This is a genomic window from Halorubrum salsamenti, from assembly GCF_007671685.1.
Classification (GTDB): Archaea; Halobacteriota; Halobacteria; order Halobacteriales; family Haloferacaceae; genus Halorubrum; species Halorubrum salsamenti.
This window is the reverse complement of the sequence record NZ_VCNL01000001.1, coordinates 548082-566108: the sequence shown is the minus strand read 5'-3', so window position 1 is coordinate 566108 and position 18027 is coordinate 548082. Positions and strand designations below refer to the sequence as shown.

The 18027-nt window shown below is 66.8% G+C and carries 16 protein-coding genes; 5 read left to right on the top strand and 11 right to left on the bottom strand.

What is annotated here, in order from left to right; all coding sequences use genetic code 11:
- Window positions 1-157: 157 nt before the first annotated feature.
- Genes glmS through glmU form a run of 3 tightly spaced genes read right to left on the bottom strand, consistent with a single transcriptional unit; the run spans window position 158 to window position 4469 of the window.
- Window positions 158-2032: a glutamine--fructose-6-phosphate transaminase (isomerizing) gene (gene glmS / locus FGL94_RS02825; protein ID WP_144920734.1), complete on the bottom strand. Its 1875-nt coding sequence runs from the start codon at window positions 2030-2032 to the stop codon at window positions 158-160.
- Between the two features lie 2 nt (window positions 2033-2034).
- Entirely contained in the window at window positions 2035-3210 is a 1176-nt protein-coding gene (locus FGL94_RS02820) for a sugar phosphate nucleotidyltransferase (protein ID WP_144920732.1), read from the bottom strand.
- Window positions 3211-3254: 44 nt separating this feature from the next.
- Window positions 3255-4469, bottom strand: coding sequence for a bifunctional sugar-1-phosphate nucleotidylyltransferase/acetyltransferase (glmU, locus tag FGL94_RS02815; protein ID WP_144920730.1), 1215 nt, complete (start codon window positions 4467-4469; stop codon window positions 3255-3257).
- Window positions 4470-4739: 270 nt separating this feature from the next.
- Here glmU and FGL94_RS02810 point away from each other — a divergent pair, with 270 nt between their 5' ends.
- Entirely contained in the window at window positions 4740-4916 is a 177-nt protein-coding gene (locus tag FGL94_RS02810; protein ID WP_241659117.1) for a DUF7511 domain-containing protein, read from the top strand.
- Window positions 4917-4997: 81 nt separating this feature from the next.
- Here FGL94_RS02810 and FGL94_RS02805 read toward each other — a convergent pair whose 3' ends face one another.
- The 3 genes from FGL94_RS02805 to FGL94_RS02795 form a co-directional block, all read right to left on the bottom strand.
- Window positions 4998-5801, bottom strand: coding sequence for a YihY/virulence factor BrkB family protein (locus FGL94_RS02805; protein WP_144920728.1), 804 nt, complete (start codon window positions 5799-5801; stop codon window positions 4998-5000).
- A gap of 223 nt (window positions 5802-6024) precedes the next feature.
- A complete protein-coding gene (locus tag FGL94_RS02800) occupies window positions 6025-6285 on the bottom strand; it encodes a HalOD1 output domain-containing protein (protein WP_144920726.1) in 261 nt (86 codons plus the stop codon).
- Between the two features lie 563 nt (window positions 6286-6848).
- Complete coding sequence (locus tag FGL94_RS02795; RefSeq protein ID WP_241659116.1) at window positions 6849-7877, bottom strand: hypothetical protein; 1029 nt, start codon at window positions 7875-7877, stop codon at window positions 6849-6851.
- A 276-nt stretch (window positions 7878-8153) separates the two neighbouring features.
- Between FGL94_RS02795 and FGL94_RS02790 the strand changes: the two genes are divergently transcribed.
- Together FGL94_RS02790 and FGL94_RS02785 are read left to right on the top strand one after the other, a co-directional pair.
- Window positions 8154-10658 (top strand): bacterio-opsin activator domain-containing protein, encoded by a 2505-nt coding sequence (locus FGL94_RS02790; RefSeq protein ID WP_144920724.1) that lies wholly within the window; start codon window positions 8154-8156, stop codon window positions 10656-10658.
- 185 nt (window positions 10659-10843) lie between these two features.
- A complete protein-coding gene (locus FGL94_RS02785; RefSeq protein ID WP_144920722.1) occupies window positions 10844-11089 on the top strand; it encodes a HalOD1 output domain-containing protein in 246 nt (81 codons plus the stop codon).
- Window positions 11090-11116: 27 nt separating this feature from the next.
- Here FGL94_RS02785 and FGL94_RS02780 read toward each other — a convergent pair whose 3' ends face one another.
- The 4 genes from FGL94_RS02780 to FGL94_RS02765 all read right to left on the bottom strand — a co-directional run bounded on the left by FGL94_RS02780 (window position 11117) and on the right by FGL94_RS02765 (window position 15111).
- Window positions 11117-12403, bottom strand: a complete 1287-nt coding sequence (locus FGL94_RS02780; RefSeq protein ID WP_144920720.1) for a nucleotide sugar dehydrogenase — start codon at window positions 12401-12403, stop codon at window positions 11117-11119.
- Window positions 12400-13500, bottom strand: a complete 1101-nt coding sequence (wecB, locus tag FGL94_RS02775) for a non-hydrolyzing UDP-N-acetylglucosamine 2-epimerase (protein WP_144920718.1) — start codon at window positions 13498-13500, stop codon at window positions 12400-12402. Before wecB ends, FGL94_RS02780 begins: the two co-directional genes overlap by 4 nt.
- Window positions 13497-14606, bottom strand: coding sequence for a glycosyltransferase family 2 protein (locus FGL94_RS02770; RefSeq protein ID WP_144920716.1), 1110 nt, complete (start codon window positions 14604-14606; stop codon window positions 13497-13499). Before FGL94_RS02770 ends, wecB begins: the two co-directional genes overlap by 4 nt.
- A gap of 220 nt (window positions 14607-14826) precedes the next feature.
- The gene (locus FGL94_RS02765) at window positions 14827-15111 is read right to left on the bottom strand and encodes a PadR family transcriptional regulator (protein WP_144920714.1); all 285 of its coding nucleotides are present in this window, start codon (window positions 15109-15111) and stop codon (window positions 14827-14829) included.
- Window positions 15112-15425: 314 nt separating this feature from the next.
- On the opposite strand from FGL94_RS02765, the gene FGL94_RS02760 reads away from it, so the two are divergent.
- Window positions 15426-15956, top strand: a complete 531-nt coding sequence (locus tag FGL94_RS02760; RefSeq protein WP_144920712.1) for a DUF7344 domain-containing protein — start codon at window positions 15426-15428, stop codon at window positions 15954-15956.
- A gap of 54 nt (window positions 15957-16010) precedes the next feature.
- Here FGL94_RS02760 and FGL94_RS02755 read toward each other — a convergent pair whose 3' ends face one another.
- Window positions 16011-16628 (bottom strand): DUF7344 domain-containing protein, encoded by a 618-nt coding sequence (locus FGL94_RS02755; protein WP_144920710.1) that lies wholly within the window; start codon window positions 16626-16628, stop codon window positions 16011-16013.
- A gap of 228 nt (window positions 16629-16856) precedes the next feature.
- On the opposite strand from FGL94_RS02755, the gene FGL94_RS02750 reads away from it, so the two are divergent.
- A complete protein-coding gene (locus tag FGL94_RS02750; RefSeq protein ID WP_144920708.1) occupies window positions 16857-18005 on the top strand; it encodes a Gfo/Idh/MocA family protein in 1149 nt (382 codons plus the stop codon).
- Window positions 18006-18027: the final 22 nt, after the last annotated feature.

Sequence of the window (18027 nt, the reverse complement as noted above, 5' to 3'; positions counted from 1 at the left end):
AACGCCGTCGAACGCGTTCGCCGCTCTCGAAGGGTCAGTGACCCACGACTGCAGTCGTTGACTTCCGCCTTGTCTCCCCGTGAGTACAGCCTCGCGACCGACTAGCGGCGGGTTGGATCCAGCCCCAGATCCGACCCGTCGCGCTCGCTACGTAGCGCTACTCCACCGTCACGCTCTTCGCCAGATTCCGCGGCTTGTCGATCGACCGCCCCTTCTCGTTAGCGACGTGGTACGCGAACAGCTGCAGGTAGACGTTCGCCACCAAGGGCTCGACGACGCCCACGTCGGGCACCTCGAACGACACGTCCAGCGTCCCGAATTCCTCACCGGCGGACACACATCCGAGCGCCGGCGCTCCGCGCGTCTGAGCCTCGGTGACGTTGTTCATCGTCTCGTCGGCCCGAGCACCATCTGTCAACACGGCCAGTACGGGCGTGTCGGGCGTCACCAGCGCAAGGGGCCCGTGCTTCAGCTCCCCCGCGGCGAACCCCTCGGCGTGGTCGTACGAAATTTCCTTGAGCTTCAACGCGCCTTCCAGCGCCACGGGCACCCCCAGCGCGCGCCCGACGAAGAAGAACGCCTCGCTGTCCCGGTACTCCCGAGCGGCCTCCCGTACCTGTTTCTCCTCGTCGAGCACCTGTTGGACCGCGCCCGGCAGCCCCTGCAGGTCCTCCAACACGGAGCGCGCGTCGGCGGCCGCCAAGGCCCCCCGGTCGCGGCCCACGGCGACCGCGAGCATCGCGAGCGTCGCAACCTGCGAGGCGAACGTCTTCGTCGCGGCCACGCCGATCTCCGGGCCGGCCCGGATGAACGCGGTGCCGTCGACCTCCCGCGTCACCGTGCTTCCGAGGGTGTTCGTCACCGCGAACGTCCGCGCGCCCGCGGCGTTCGCGCGTCGGACCGCCCCGAGCGTGTCGGCCGTCTCACCGCTCTGGGTCACGGCGACGACCAGCGTCCGGTCCGGGGTGCGGCCCGCGCCGAACTCGTACTCGCTGGCGATCTCGACGGTCGCGCGCACTCCCGCGAGTTCCTCGAACAGCTGCGCGGCGTACCGACCCGCGTAGTAGGAGGTCCCGCAGGCGACGATCCGGATCTCCTCGAGATCCGCGAGAAAGCCCGGCGGGAACGACACGTCCAGATCCACGTCGCCGCCGTCCACGTCGAGCCTCCCGGCGAGGGTCTGCCGGAGCGACTCGGGCTGTTCGTGGATCTCCTTGCGCATGTAGTGTTCGTACCCGCCCTTCTCGGCGGCGTCGGCCTCCCACGTCACGGTCTCGGTCTCGCGTTCGACCGGCTCCCCGCTAGCAAAAATCTCGACGCCGTCGGGCGAGAGCGCCGCCACGTCACCGTCTTCGAGGTAGGTCACGTCGCGGGTGTGCTCCAAGAAGGCGGTCACGTCGCTGGCGACGAACGCCGCGTCCTCGCCGCGGCCCAACACGAGCGGGCTCCCGCGGCGCGCGACGACGATCCGGTCGTCGCCCTCGCGGACCGCGCAGATCGCGTAGCTCCCCTCCAGCCGGTCCTCGACGCGCCGGACCGCGGCCAGCAGGTCGGCGTCCCCGTCGCCGTCGACACCTGTCAGCTCCTCTTCGATCAGGTGCGGGATGACCTCGGTGTCCGTCTCGCTCGTGAACTCGTGGTCGGACAGCTCCCGTTTGAGCGCCTCGTAGTTTTCGACGATCCCGTTGTGGACGACCGCCACGTCCCCGACGCAGTCCGTGTGCGGGTGCGCGTTGGCGTCGGTCGGCGGCCCGTGCGTGCTCCAGCGCGTGTGGCCGACGCCGAGCGTCGCGTCGGGCACGTCCGGCACCGACAGCGCGCCGACCTCGCCCGACCGCTTCGCGACGGTGAGCCCGCTGGCCGCGCCCACGAGCGCGACGCCCGCGGAGTCGTACCCGCGGTACTCCAGGTTTTTCAGGCCGCGGTGGACGATCTCGCCGACGCTTCCGGGCGTGTCGTCGTCCGCCGCCTCACCGGTTACGCCACCGTCAGTCGCGTGTATCTCGCCGATGTAGCCGATGATCCCACACATAGTTACCCCCTCCGGACGACCGCGCCGGACTCAACGCGCCCGTCGATCACGACTCCCGCGTCGGCCCGTACGCCGTCGCCGACCACGGCGCCGTCGGCGAGCGTCGCGCCGCCGCCGATCGACGCGTTGTCGCCCACGACGCCGCCGAGTTCCACGTCGCGATGGACCGCGTCGCCCACGACGACGGTCGCGGGACCGCCAGCGATCGTGGCGTTCGGCCCGATTCGCGCGTTGCCGGCGACGATCGCGTCGCGGACGACGGCCCCGGCACCGATCACGGCGTCGGGGAGGATCACCGAATTCTCGACGACTGCCCCCGCCTCGACCGTCGCGTTGCTCCCGATCGCGGTGCTCCCCCCGACCGTGACGTTCGGTCCGATTCGGACGTTGCCCGCGAGCGCCACGTCGTCGGCGACGGTCACCGACTCGCGGAGGGTCGGGGGCGCAGATGCCGACTCCGGGGACTCGCCGATCAGCCCGGCGTTGACTTCCAACAGGTCCCAGAGGTTCGACACGTCGAGCCAGCGGCCGTCGTACCCGACCGCGGTCAGGTCGCCGTCCGCCGCGAGCTCGTTGAGCGTCGCCGTGATCGCCAGTTCCCCCGTCGCGTGCGTCTCGCGGATCGCGTCGAACACGGCCGGCGAGAAGGCGTAGACGCCGGCGTTGATCCGATTCGTCTCGACCGGCCCTTCGGGCTTCTCGTCGATCCCCGTCACGCGATCGTCGTCGAGACTCACCACGCCATATTCGCGCGGGTGTTCCGCGGTCGTGACCACCATCGCCGGGTGGTCGCCGTCGCGCGCGAGGTCGCGGACCCGCGAGACGACCGCGGCGTCGACGATCCGATCGCCGTTGAGGACCACGAACGGGCCGTCGACGACGGGCTCGGCCTGCAACACGGCGTGGCCGGTCCCCAGTTGCGTCGACTGTTCGACGTACTCGATCGTCACGTCCCAGTCGTCGCCGTCGCCGAAGTGGTTCCGGATGCGCTCCTGTCTGTACCCGACGACGAGTGCGACCCGGTCGATTCCGGCCGCGGTGACGGCCTCGACGACGTGTTCCAACAGCGGTCGGTTCGCCACGGGGACCATCGGCTTCGGCCGTCGGTTCGTCAGCGGTTCTAACCGCCGTCCCTCGCCCGCAGCGAGGATCACCGCGGTCACGGGGTCGTCGCTCATGTCGCAACCGTCGCCCGCCCGCGGTTTAAATCGCTCGCGGTAGGTCAGCGATCCGAGAGCCGATCGCGCGTCAGCACCTCGCCGGGATTGGTCGTCTCGCCCGCACCCAGTTTGACGCCGGCGTTTAGCGACGTATTAATCCCCGTCTTCGCGCCGTCGCCGACGATCGCGCCGAGCTTCCGCCGGCCGGTGTCGACGCGGTCGCCCTTGACAGTCAGCCGAACGTTCGCGTCGTCGTGGCGGAGGTTGGCGACGTTCGTGCCGGCGCCGAAGTTCGCGCCGCGTCCCAAAACGGAGTCGCCGACGTACGAGAGGTGTCCGACCGACGCGTCGGCCATGAGCACCGAGTTCTTCACCTCGACCGAGTGGCCGACGTGGACGCCGGGCCCTACCACGGTCGATCCCCGGACGTACGCGTTCGGGCCCACCTCCGCGCCCTCGCGGATCAGCGCAGGCCCCTCGACGTAGGCACCAGATCGTACCTGCGCCCCCTCCTCGACGACGACCGGACCGTGCAGGTGAACGCCCTCTTCGACCGTGCCGGCGACGGCGTCGTCCGAGTCGTCCAGCTCCGCGAGCGCCAGCTCGTTGGCTTCCAGCAGCTCCCACGGCCGGCCGACGTCGAGCCACGTGCCCTCGTAGGGCGCCACGTCGATCCGGTGGCCGTCGTCGAGTAGGAGCTCGATCGTCGTCGTGATCTCGTACTCGCCGCGCTCGCTCTCGGGGGTCCCGTCGATGTACTCGAAGACATCGGGATCGAACGCGTAGCAGCCGACGTTCGCGAGGCTCGTCGGCGGGTCGTCGGGCTTCTCGACGATCCCCGCGAGCGAGCCGTCGGCGGCCGTCGAGAGCACGCCGTACGCCCGGGGGTCCGTGACCTCGGTCGCGGCGACCGCCGTCCCGTCGGCCTCGGCGAGCGCCCGTGGGAGCGACGCGTCCACGACCACGTCGCCGTTGAGCACGAGGAAGTCGTCGTCGACGACGGGTTCGGCCTGCGCCACGGCGTGGGCCGTCCCCAACGCCTCCGTTTGTTCGACGTAGCGGATCGGGTGGCCTCGGTACGACTCGCCGATACTCTCGCGAATCGCCTCGCCGCGGTAGCCGGTGACGACGACGAACTCGTCGACGACATCGGTAGCGGTGTCGAACACCCGTTCGAGCAGCGACCGGTCACCGACCGGCAGGAGGGGTTTCGGGCGACGGTCCGTCAGCGGCCGCATGCGAGTCCCGCGGCCGGCCGCGAGCACGACTCCGTACATGTCCGGGGTCGACGTCGGGGTGGGATTTATCGGCTGCGGTCGTCGCCGGCCCGATCGAGGGTCTTCAGAACGCGCGGACCGTCGAGACGGACATCCAGTCGGTCGTCCGGCGACGAGGGTAATCGCGATCACTTGGTTCCGACGCGACAGGGGAGATGTCCACGAGACAGAGCCAGTCTCGACGCCACGGGTACGGCGCCGATAGCTGGAGTACCCGGGTTATTAATGACATTACGATGCCCCCCCGAGTGCCAACCACGGATACAGATGATGCCGACTGGGGAACCCGAGCACCACGAACCGTCGATCCGCGCGACGATCGTTCGGTACGACGACCGCTCCGACGAGTGCACGCTTCACCCGGAGGACCCCGACGAGGACAGGCAGCTGACGGAGTGGATCACGGCCGAGTCCGGGTACTACTTCGCGATCGCGTCCTGTCGCTGACGGTCGCGATCGCGTCCTGTCGCTGACGGCGGCGGCCATCGCGGCTCCCGCTTTTGCTCGGCGGACGCCTCGCCGAGCGACCTATTCGACGACGACGTTGACGACCGCACCGAACAGAACCGCGAGCGCGCCGAAGTAGAGCCACAGGAGGAACAGCAGCACGATCCCGAGGAAGCCGTACGCCCGGTACTGGCCGGCGACCGTCGAGTACAGGTGGAACAGGGTCTCCAAGACGACCAGCCCAACGACGGCGGTAACGGTTCCGGGCAGGACCTCTCGCAGCGACACGCGTCGGGGCGGTAAGACGTAGTAGACCGGCAGCAACGCGACCAGTAGCCCGAGGAAGAGCACTGCGACGCCGACCGCTCTCGACGGAACGAACCGTTCGACGGCCGGGAGCCCGAGGACCAACTGCGCGCCAACGAGCAGGGCGATTCCGACCGCGATCGTCGTCATCACCGTCGTCGCGTTGAGGAGCTGTCTCCCGAGCGGCGTCACTTCCTCCGAGCCGTATATCCGGTCGAACGCGAGGTCGATCGCCCGGAACACCTTGAGGGCGCTCCAGGCGAGCGCGAGGGTCCCGACCACCGTAGCGCCCGCGATACCCGACTGGTCGGTCAGCGCCGCGCTGACCACCGTTGCCCCCTCCGGTGAGAGGTACGACTCGAACAGCGCGAGCACGCCCGCGGCGAACCGTTCGCCCCCGACCGCGGAGCCGATCGCGACAGCGAGAACGAGGGCCGGCACGACGGAGAAGAACGCGAAGAACGCGATACCGCCGGCCAGAAACGACAGCTCGCTCTCGCGACCGACCGCGACGATCGACCGGCCGAGCACGACGATCGAACGGACGGCCTCGATGACGGACGTTGCGTCGCGTCGCACGGTCGCTCGAGACGTGCGAGGAGTATCGTTAGTCGGGACGTAGTCGAACGGACGCGGTGATCACTGCCGGCCGATCGAGTAGTCGGTCGATAACGAAACCGGCAGCGGGGGTGGACGGTGGATCCCGTCGTCTCACGTCGGCTCCCGCTGTCGGCCGTCCGGATTCGCGGGCCGACGGGCGCTCCCCTCTACGCCGCCGCGATCGCGCGTTCGGGCGGGACCGTCACACGGTGTCGACGGCGACGAACCCGTCGCTGCGAACGGTCACGTCGTAACCCGCGTGGACGAACGAGACCGTCACCGGGGGCTGGGTAGACGCGCTCGCGCAGAGGACGTTGAGCGGTTCGGGGTCGACCGTCTCGGCCAGCGTCGGAATCCCGTTCGGCTCGGTGTCGTCGGCGTCGCTCAGTGCCTCGACGACGCCGACTATCGGGGGAACGTCGTCCCAGTCGTATCGTCTGCTGACGAGGTGATCATCGGTCATGTTGGCGACCGTTCGATCCAGTCGGAGGGGCCCTTGATTCGACTCGTGTACCGTCCCACAGTGTTCGCGATTGGCCATGAATAAAAATAGCTCTGTTGGAATCCGATGGAAAAGACATTCAATAAAAATGATATTCGGTGAATCGGCCCTTCACACCGGACTCCAGAGTCCTGACCGAGAACGCGCGATGGAGCGAACGAAGGTATTCGACGACGGCGAGGGAAAACGGGTCGTCAGCTCCGAGGAGGGAACAGATCGGGATGGTCACAGGAGCCAAGAACGGGGAAGCGTACGTGTTCCCGGAGCGCGGAATCGGGGATACGGAGGCGCCGAGGCGCACGAGGCGAGTACGCCAACGTGATCGCGCAGTTCGCCGACCACGTGGCCGACGCCCTCGTCGCCGCGACCGGATGGAGCCGACGGTCGACTTCGAAACCGGGGTCCTGCGCGTGTGTGAGCCGTATCGGTAACTCGAAATTGCGGTCAGTAACGCGAGATCAGTGACGCAAAATCGCGGTCTCGACCCGCGGCGTCCGCCCGTCCGACCTGGTCACCCGCTCCCTTCACTTGCTCCCTTCACTCGCGAGGTGGTGGTTCATGACCGTACGGATCCCGTCGACGACGGCTTCGCAGTCGACGCTGCGGATCTCCGCGGTCCGTTTCCGAACGGTCTGATTGCGGATCTCCCACTCCCGGACGAACTCGGACTCGATCCCGTTCGTTCTGATCCGCTCGACGAGGCGCTCGACGTCAGTCTCGTCGGTGCCGGTCACCTCTTCGGGAGTGATAACTCCTCGACGAAGCGCGCAGACGACCACGCCGGAACTGACGTCTCCTTCCGCCAGCTCTCGTTCCCACGTCGTGATCCAGTTGCCGATTCGGGCCATCTGTTGGAGCTCACAGAGGAGGCTCCGGAGCGCACCGAGCTCCCCGCGGTCGAACGACGGGGAGTGCATGAGATCGATACACGCGTAAGGGAACACGGTCATGTTATACGCGTCGTACCGTTCCGCCTCCGTCCGGTTCGCCATCGACATGTTGTGGTTCAAGAGCCGGGAGTACTCCATGGCGTTACACGTCTGGCGGAAGTCGTACTCGAAGACGTCAACGAACTCGTCGTACCGCGGTGCGGCCGCGATCGAGGTCTCGATCTCGGTCCAGAGATCGGCGAGGAAATCGATCACGGCCGCGTCGACGTCGTCCCGAGTCGGCTCGCTGTCCGACTGCGCCGAGTCAGCGGTCGAAGCCGTCCGAAACGGGATCCGACGCGCGACGTCGAACGTCGCTCTCTCGCCGTTCCGCTCGGCGAGATCGTCGAGGACCGTAACGAGGATCGTCAGGAGCGTCTTCGATTCGAACACCTCCTCTTTCGCGCCGGCGGGGACCGACGACAGCGTGAACTCGTCGAAGAGGTTATGGATCCATTTCCAGAGGAACACGTCGCGTTCGCCGAGGACCCGATCGTACCGCTCCGCGAACGTCTGTACCGTCGGCGGAAGGTCGACGTCGGCGATCGTCCGCTCGTAGTCGTTCCGACTCGGCGTCTCGGCCGGCATCTGCACGGCGGTCTCCCCCAGAGGCTTGTGTGCCATAGCCGTTAATATATGAATAACCGCCTTAACTGTTTGGTTCAAGATACCGATGAGTTAATTAAAGAGATATTCTGTGAATATCATGGATACTCTCATATTTTAAATGGTATTTTTAAAACCTCTATATCGGCGGTTTCAGCCCTACTGTGTGGTTTCTACTCGATAAGTAAAAATTAAATATGATATTATCGGCGCCGAAACCGGGTTCTGTCAACTCAATATATAAATTCGAGAGCATATTGGGGTGTTTATCAGCACTGCCGCACGTTATCGGGTGTGTCTAACGACGGATCTGATGAGGGGGAAACAGATCTGACTGATTTCGGACCCGTGGGAACCGAGTCGTTTCGGCAGATCGCGGAGTTTCTCGACCGGACGCACGCGGGGTTGCTCGTCGTCGACAGCGCTTCGACCGTGATCGCTTGGAACGAGGCGGTCACCGATCTGCTCGGTATCGACGGGGACCCCTCGGAGTACGACGTGAGCCGGATCGCCCCACCGACGGGAGCGGAGATCGCTACCGCCGTCGAGGAGGCGTTCCGCACCGGCGATATCGCGGATTTCGAAGTCGCCCTCGACCGGGGCGGGTCGTTCGAGATAACGGTGATCCCCGTCGAGGACGCGGTCGCGCTGGCCGTCCGAGACGTCAGCGAGCGCGTCTCGATGCGGCGGGAGCTCCAGCGCTCGAGTCGGATCCTCGAGACCCTCGACGACGGCGTGTTCGTCCTCGACGAAGCGTTCGTCATCACCATGGTCAACGACGCGGTGACGGCGATGACGGGCTACAGCCGCGAAGAGCTCGTCGGCTCTCACGCGTCGATGCTGGCCAACTCCGAAACTATCTCGATGGCCGACACGATCATCGAGCGACTCCGCGGAGAGGGCTCGGATATCGGCGTCATCGAGTCGACGATCCGGACGGCCGACGGCGAGGACCTCCCGATCGAGACGCAGTTCTCGACCGTCGAGTTCGCGAGCGGTCGCCAACAGCGCGTCGGTATTATCAGGGACTTAACCGACCGTCTCCGGAGCGAGCGGACGCTCCGCGAGCTGAATCGGTCGGCCCGTCGACTCCTCCGAGCGGACACGGACCGGGCGGTCTACGAGACGATCATCGACGTCGCCGCGGCGGTCTGGCCGGATGCGACGCTCGTCGTGTATTCGTTCGACGAAGTCGAATCCGTGCTCGAACCGGTCGTCGCGTCGGGTGACCTCCCCGAGCCGCGCGGCCCGGGAAGCACCGTTTGGGAGGAGTTCCTGACGGGAGAAGACGGAGTGAAAATCCCGGACGACAGGGACGACTTCGCGGAACCGGACGACGACGATACGATGCGCCCGAGCGGTCGCGTCGTCGAACGAGTCGAGGGGGACTCGACGTCTCCCGCTCGGACGTTATACGCGACCCTCGATGAGTACGGACTCCTCTACGTCGAGGTCTCGGGCGATCCGGAGGTGAGTAACGCCAAGGAATCGGTGGAGCTGTTGGCGGCCAACGCGGTCGCGGCGCTCGGGCGCGTGGAGCGCGAGGCGGAGCTCTCGCATCAGAGCGACGCCCTCACGGAACGGAACCAGACGCTCCGGCGGCTCCACGACCTCAACGACCTGATCCGACGCGTCAACGCGGCGCTCGTCGACGCCGACACGCTTCAGGAGGTCGGCGATGCCGTCTGTGAACTGCTCGTCGACGCCGACCCGGTCCAGTTCGCCTGGTTCGGAGAGACGTATCTCACGGGCGGTGACCTCGAACCGATCGCTCGAGGCGGGAGAGACGAGGGATACCTCGACGACCTCCGCTTTACCGCCGCTAACGGTCGAGACGACTCGTCCGAGTTCCGGAACGAGCCGACCCGCCGCGCGCTCGACACCGCGGAGGTGGTCGCCGTTCCCGACGTCTCGAAGCGGCTGCACGAGTCTCCCTGGCGAGAGCGTGCGCTCGTGTACGGATACCGCTCCGTCATCGCCGTTCCGCTGGCGTACAACGACCTCGAGTACGGGGTCCTCTCGGTGTACGCCGATCGGAGCGGAGCGTTCGACGCCGAGTTCGGCGAGCTGCTCGTGGAACTCGGGAACACCGTCGCCGACGCCATCAACAGCATCGAAACGAGACGGTCGCTTCGGAGCGAGTCGGCCGTCGAACTCGAGGTACACGTCGACGCTCCGGACGCGCTTCTCGTCCGGATCGCGTCCGCGCTCTCGGAGCCGATGCGAGTCGACGGAACGGTGCCACAGGGGGGCGATCGGTCCCTGGTGTACGTCGACTCCGACGTCGACCCCGAGTCGGATCTCTCGACGGTCCCCGGCGTCGATTCGGTCCGACGACCCGACGGTGAGTCGGGTTCGCAAGCGGAGCTCTCGGTCAGCGAACAGACCGTCGTCGATCGACTGGCGACTCACGGAGCGACCGTCGAGCGTCTCCTCGCGACACCGTCCGGTATCGACGTCGCGGTCACGCTCCCGCGGACCGCAGACGTCCGGTCGTTCGTGGAGGCTCTCGGCGACCGGTACGACGCGGTCGAACTGCTCTCTCGCCGGGACGCAGAGCGGACCGAACCGGAGTCCGTCGAGTCGTCTGCGGTCCTCGACCGGCTCACTGACAGGCAACGCGAGGCGGCGCGGACCGCACACCTGGCGGGCTACTTCGAGTGGCCGCGGACGAACACGGGCGAGGAGGTCGCGTCCGCGATGGGGATCACGCAGCCGACGTTCAACAGGCACCTCCGAACGACCGAGCGGAAGCTCTTTTCGGCCCTGTTCGAGGGACAGCCGAACGGGGAGACCTGATCGAAGTTCGCCCGACGGCGGGAAACGGATTCCGCGATCCGGCCGCGTCGCCTGCGTATCCGCTTTCCCCGGACTCTCGTCCGTCTCGGACCGACACTACGTATGTAGTACCGGACCAGTTGACATGCTACACTCGTTGAAGTAACGTCGATGCCCGCGTGGCCGTTTCGAACAAACGGGCACACATGGAACTCGATACGGCCGATGACCTCTGCTGGCGCATCGTAAAGACGGTAGCCGACGAACGCGGCGTCGAGCCACACGAGATAGACCACCGGCTTCAGGACATCGTCGACGTCGAGTCTCTGGCACGGCTCGCCGATCAGGCGTGGACGTCCGATCACATCGACCTGTCCGTTTCGTTTCGGATGGCCGGCTGTTTCGTGACCGTCACCGGCGACGAGACCGTACGAGCGACATACCCGGAGTAAATCGCGACCACACCGATAGCGACGGGCTCAGACCCGTCGGACCGAGAACCCCGCTTGGCGCCACCGATCGGCGTCCAGTATCCCCTTCGTGTCGACCACGTTCGATTCCGCCATTCGCTCCGCTAACCGGTTCGGATCCAACTCCTCGAACTCGTCGTGATCGGTCGTGATCACGAGCGCGTGTGCGCCCGTCACGGCCGTGGTCGCGTCTTCGAGATTCAGCGTCGGGTCCTCGACGTACGGATCGTGGACCGCGACCTCGACGCGACCGGCTCCCCCGTCCGTCGCCGGCTTCAGCTGTTTCGATCCGTGCTGGAGCTCGCGGGCGAGTTTGAGCCCCGGGCTCATTCGGGTGTCGTCGACGTTTCCTTTGTACGCAGCGCCGAACACGGCGACGCGCTTCCCGTCGAGCTCCGGCAGCAGCTCTTCGAGGAGCTCGACGACGAATCCGACCATCCCGTCGTTCACCCGCCGCGCGGCCGCGATCAGGTCGAGGTTATCGGAGCCGTCTCCGAGGAACCACGGGTCGATCGGGAGGCAGTGGCCGCCGACGCCCGGCCCGGGCCGGAGGAGGTTCACCCGCGGGTGACCGTTCGCCATCTCGATCGCCTCGCGGGAGTCGATCCCGTAATCGTGGGCGAGCCGGGCGATCTCGTTCGCCAATCCGACGTTCACGTCTCGGAACGTGTTCTGAATGAGCTTGACGAACTCGGCGGTCGTCGGCCCGTCGGTCGTCCGGATCTCCCCGTCGACGAACGACTCGTACAGCGCCACCGACGCCGCCGTGGCCTCGTCGGTCATCCCGCCGACGATGCGGTCGTTCGCCCGGAGCTCCGCGATGATGTTGCCGGGGAGGACCGTCTCCGGGCAGTGGGCCAGCCCGAACTCATCGTCCGCGCTCAGCCCCGACTCCTCTAAGATCGGTCGCATCTGCGAGGCGGTCGTTCCCGGCGGGACCGTCGACTCGAGGATGACCGTGTCCCCCTCGCGGAGGACGGGGCGGATAGCCCTCGACGCGGCCCGGATGTACTCCAGATCGGCCCGCCGCTCGGCCTCGTCGAACGGCGTCGGGACGCAGACGAGGTGGTACTCCGCGGGCCGCACCTCGTCGACGACCGTCAGGCCGCCGCCGTCGAGCGCGCGCGAGACGAACTCGGAGAGGCCCGGTTCGTTCAGGCTGACGTCGCCGCCGCGGAGGGTCGCGACGAGACCCTCGTCGACGTCGTAGCCGCGGACGTCGTGGCCCGAGTTGGCGAGCATCGCGGCCGTCGGCAGCCCGATGTACCCCAGCCCGTGGACGCAGACGGTGCTCATTGCGGCACCTCCTTCGATCGGGCGTCCAACGGAAGCGCCCGCAGGATCCGCTCGGCGGCGTCGCCGTCACCGAACGGGTTCTCCCAGTCGTCCGCGCCGAGCATCTCCGCGACGCTCCGCTCGATCCGCTCCGGGTCACAGGAGCTGAGTCGGTTCGCTCCCACGTCGACGGTCTCGGAGCGCTCGGTGTTGTCCCGCATCGTCACGCAGGGGACGCCGAGGATACAGGCCTCCTCTTGGACCCCGCCGGAGTCGGTCAGAATGAGGTCGGCCGACGACGCCGCCCGCAGGAAGTCGAGGTACTCCAGCGGCTCCACCGCCCGGACGCGCGGCGGGAGGTCGATGCCGAACTCCTCGACGCGGCTCCGGGACCGGGGATGCATCGGGTAGATCACGTCGACGTCGTGGGCGTCGCCGGCACGCTGGGCACCCGCGAGGAGGCCTCTGAACCGCTCTTCGTCGTCGACGTTCTCCGCTCTGTGGGCCGTCATCAGGAAGAACCGCGAGCCGTCGAGACCCAGGTCCGCGACGGCCGTGCTCTTCTCGCGGGCGATGTCGAGGTTCCGCTCGATCGCGTCGACCACGGTGTTTCCCGTAACGGTGATCCGGAACGCGGAGATCCCCTCGCGGAGGAGGTACCCCTTGCTGCGGTCGGTCGGCGCGAAGTGGTAGTCCGCGACGTGGTCGGCGAGTACCCGGTTCGTCTCCTCGGGCATCTCTCGGTCGAAGCTCCGGAGTCCCGCCTCGACGTGGCCCAGTTCGGTGTCCATCTTGCTGGCGGCGATCGCGCCGGCGAGCACGCTGTTGGTGTCTCCCTGGACCAGTACGACGTCGGGCGCGGCCTCGGTGAGAGCGCGTTCGACCCCGACGAGCATCTCCGCGGTCTGTTCCCCGTGAGACCCGGAGCCGACGGCCAGCTCGTAGTCCGGGTCCGGCAGGTCGAGCTGGTCGAAGAACACCGAGTCGAGGCTGTCGGAGTAGTGCTGTCCGGTGTGGATGATCACGTACTCGATCCGTCGCCGCTGGCACGCCTGGATAACGGGTGCGAGCTTGATGATCTCTGGCCGCGTTCCGAGGACGAAGGCGACTTCGGTCATTCGGCTTCCCCCTCCGTCGGTCGGGCCACTTCACCGCCGTCTTGGAAGACGGGGAACCGCTGGCCGCCTCCGACCTCTCGGTCGGCGTCCACCTCCGGTCCCGGCTCCGGTGGCTCGGGGACGGACCGAACGAGGCCGTCGTTCTCCGACACGTCGAACCACATTCCGAGGGTCAACAGCAGGCCGCCGATGGCCGCGACGGAGACCGACATCATACCGCCGAGGAACGCGTCGACGCCCGCCGACGCGAGGGCGTAGGCCCCCCCGAAGATCCCGGTGAGCGTGACCGTCGCTCCCAGCGCGTAGCAGACGACTAACGGGTGGAACTGCCGGAGGACGTACGACCGCCCGATGCGTTCGACGAAGTTCCGGGCCAGAAGCGCCGAGAGTCGCGGCACGAACGTCGAGTACCGGATGCTGCTCGTCTCGTCGCCGTACACCGAGGGGTGGGAGATGTCGGCGATCTCCTCTCGGTCGAGGTTAAGCGCGAACAGGAGGTGGTTGAGGAAGCCGTACTCGTCGTAGAGCCGCTCGAATCGGACCCGTCTGAGGGCGTCGTTCGAGATCGCCGTGAAACCGTTCTGCGGGTCGGAGACCTCCCAGTACCCGCTGGAGACGCGGGTCAGAAGCGTCAAGACGACGTTTCCGAACAGCCGCCAGCGCGACATCCGCTCGTAGTCTCGCCGGGAGCTGAGCCGGTTCCCCTTCGCGTAGGTCACCTCGCCCGCGGCGACCGGGGCGACGATCCGTTCGAGGTGGGCCGGGTCCATCTGTCCGTCACCGTCCATCACGGCGATGACGTCGACCCCGTCGTCGAGCGCGCGCGAGTAGCCGGTCTTTACCGCCGCTCCGGCGCCGCGGTTCCGATCGTGTTGGATCGTGACGACGTGCGGCGGGCCGGCACCGCGGCCGAGAGACGACTCGGCGGCCCGACCGTTGACTCGCTGGGCGCAGTCGCGGAGTTCTGCCCACGTCCCGTCGGTCGACGCGTCGTCGACCGCGTAAACCCGGTCGACGTATCTCGGCATCGTCTCGATCACCTCGCCGACGTGTCCCGCCTCGTTGTACGCGGGAACGACGACCCCGACGCTCCGTCCGTCGTACATCGTCAGGTCCTCCCCCCGTGTCGGGTCGCGGTCGGTCCGACTGGTCGGGTCCGGAACTGCCGTCGGCGTTGGTCGGCGTCTCTGACGTTGGATACGATCATGGGTTGGGGTGATGCCCCCGCGTGCGAGGTCGGACGCGGCGCGGGGTGACTGGCTGAATAGCCGTCGGAAGCGGGCTTCGTTATACACTGCATCACTCGGTCGGCCGGTGGACGGGGGCTCACAGATCGACGTACTGATCCTCCCAGTCCCGCCGCGCCTGAAGCGCCTCGAACCCCTTCTCGGTCACCTGATAGAAGTTGGTCCGGCGGTCGATCTCCCCCTTCTCGACGTAGCCCTTCTTCACCAGCGTGTCGAGGTTCGGATACAGCCGTCCGTGGGTGATGTCGTCCATCACCGTCTCGAGCTCAGCTTTGATCTCCTGGCCCGACGGGTCCGTCTCCCCGACGACCACGTAGAGGAGGTCTCGTTGGAAGCTAGTCAGTTCGAAAAGGGGATCAGTCATGTTGCGACAGTGGCCCCCCCAAGAGTTTCGTTATGTACGCATAAACGGGAACGTCAGGGGGGACTACCGCGGTTGAACGCGGGTGCGGCACGGGTTCGGCGCGGGTGGTGCGAGCGACGAGCGACGGCCGGGACGCCGGGCCACGAGACGGGAGCGACGACCGGGGATGGGCTCGTCGCGGACGGCTGTTCGCCTCGGCTAATCCGCGATATGGACGTGATAACAAATTGAGTGAGGCATCATGTGTTTGCCATCAGCCCGTCCCCGCCGGGAGAGAGGGGGCGAAAGTTGCCGTCCGATCACGAGACTACCCCATGAACTCGACGGAGGAACTCACGAAAGACGAAGTGTTCGAGGTATTGAGCAGTTCACGACGCCGGCAGATCCTGTACCACCTGCATCGGCGCGGCGGACGTGCGGACCTTCGTTCCCTAGCCCGGGACACGGCGGCGGACGAGACGGACGAGACGGACGAACCGGTCGACAGCGACGTGGTTAAGCGGTTCTACATCTCGCTGTACCAGACCCACATTCCGAAGCTGGAACAGGTCGGGCTGGTGGAGTACGACGGCGACGAGAAGACCGTCACGCTCACCGATCGGGTCGCGGACGTCGCTCACGTGCTGAACGAGGACACCGGGCCGGACCGCCAGTGGGCGCTCTACTACGGCGCGCTCGCGCTGGTCGGCGTAGCGATCGGCGTCGCCCAGCTCCTGAGTGCGATTTCGGCGGTGCTGAGCCTGCTGTTCGCCGGCTCCGTCCTGTCGCTGGCGGTGTTCCAGTACTACGAGACGACCGTCAAACGCGGGGAGTACTCGTTCCTCGAACAGTTAGTGAACGACTGAGACGTTCGGCGGGGCGAGAGGAGGGGAGAGAAAAGCCCGGAGGGTACTCCGCGGTCAGTTCAGGTATTGGACTCCGATGATGGCGAGGATGCCGACGACGCACAGCACGGTCCAGGCGGCCGCCGGCACGGCCGAAAGGGCGCCGATCCCGAGCGTCCCGAGTCCGACGAGAGCGACGACGGTGGCGGCGATCGCAGGCGTAAGCCAGCGCCGATCTGGGTCCGAGCTCCCGCTTTCGTCGTCGTCGACGGGGTCCATATAAGCCAACAGCTGGGACACCGAGTCCTGCAGTTCGATCGTCCCGCGGTTCTTGTCGTACTCGACGACCCCTAGCGAGTCCATCTTCGGGAGGTGACACTGGTAGAGGCCGATGTACACCCGCTTCCGCTGGTCGGACGAGAGTTCCCGGACGGTGATGTCGTTCTCGTCCGCCGCGATGTGCTCGGCGACCTCGTTGAGTTCCGCGTACCCGTCGTTCGCGCGGAGGTACTGAATGATGCTGCGCCGGCGGCTGTTCTTCAAGAGATCGAAGATCTCGCCCTTTTCGAGGGCCGACCCGTTCGATCGGGACGACTTCCCGATCTCCTCTAAGTTCGATACGTCGTCGGTCGATGTCTCGGAATCGGTCTTGAGTTGATCCCCGCTAAGTGACCCCGAATTTCCCGCACTCATGGACCCACCCACACGGTACACTACCTTGTATATAATGATATTAACGGGTTCTAACAGTTCGGGAACACCGACAACCGGCGGTCACGGTGTTCCGTCGCTGACCGGCGGCTCGATCGGCGTCGACGCCGCTGTGATCCGATCGGTTCGCTCCGCGTTCCGACCGGTTCGGCGATCGGCGGTTCTGTTAGCAGACGTATACTATTCTTTCGACCTCGTGTGGGGGCTATAATGACATACCGTGTCGCGATAATCGGGACCGGAGAGAACCCCGAAACGCGGGATAGAGACGGCTTCGCGATGGCGTATCGCCACGCCGCCGGGTACCAGCGGCTCGATTCGTGTTCGCTCGTCGCCTGCGCGGATATCGTCCCGGAGAACGCCGAGGCGTTCGCCGAACATCACGGGCTCGACGCCGTCTACGAGGACCACGAAGTCATGCTCGAAGAGGCCGAGCCCGACATCGTGAGCATCTGCGTGCCGCCGGCGATTCACGCCGACCTCGTCGTCGACAGCGCGTCCGCGCCCTCGGTCGACGCGGTCCACTGCGAGAAGCCCATGGCGACGGCGTGGGAGGACTGCCGACGCATGGTGGACGTCTGCGACCGCGAGGGCGTCCAGCTGACGATCGACCACCAGCGCCGAATGGCCGAGCCGGTCCTGCGGGCGAAGGAACTGCTCGACGACGGGGAGATCGGCGATCTCAAGCGCTTGGAGTGGTCCGAGGTGAACCTCTTCGACGCCGGCTCGCACCTCTTCGACCTCTGTGACCTCTTCGTGGACGGCGCGCGCGCGGAGTGGGCGCTCGCGGCGATCGACTGCTCGCACGAGAACCGGTGGTTCGGCGCCCTCAACGAGACGCGGTCGATCGCCCAGTGGCGGTACGCCGACGGCACTCTCGGCGTCGCGTCGACGGCGGAGGACGGGGTGACCAGCGTCGACGCCTACCTCCGAGTCGTCGGCGAGGACGGGACCATAGAGGTCCAAGCCGACGACGGGACGCCGCTCCGGGTCCGGACCGACGGAAAGTGGCGGACCGTCGACACCGACGAGAGCGTGTACGGTCCAACGCCCGGGCTCGCTCGCGCGGCCCTCAGTACGGTCACCGGGGTTCTGCCGGGCGTGACGTGGCCTGCGGACCCGCCGACCCACTACGACAAGGCGATCGAACACCTCGTCGACGCGCTGGCGACCGACACGGAGCCGGCCTTTTCCGGCCGGCGCGCCCTCCGCGGTACCGAACTGGTGTTCGCGAGCTGGGAGTCCGCGCGACAGCGCGGCCGCGTCCACCTCCCGCTGGAGATAGAGGGTAATCCCCTCGAAGAAATGTACGAGGCCGAACAGCTCGGCGGGATGGACGACTGGCCCGACAACGAGTAACTGAACGCGGTCAGTCGGTTTA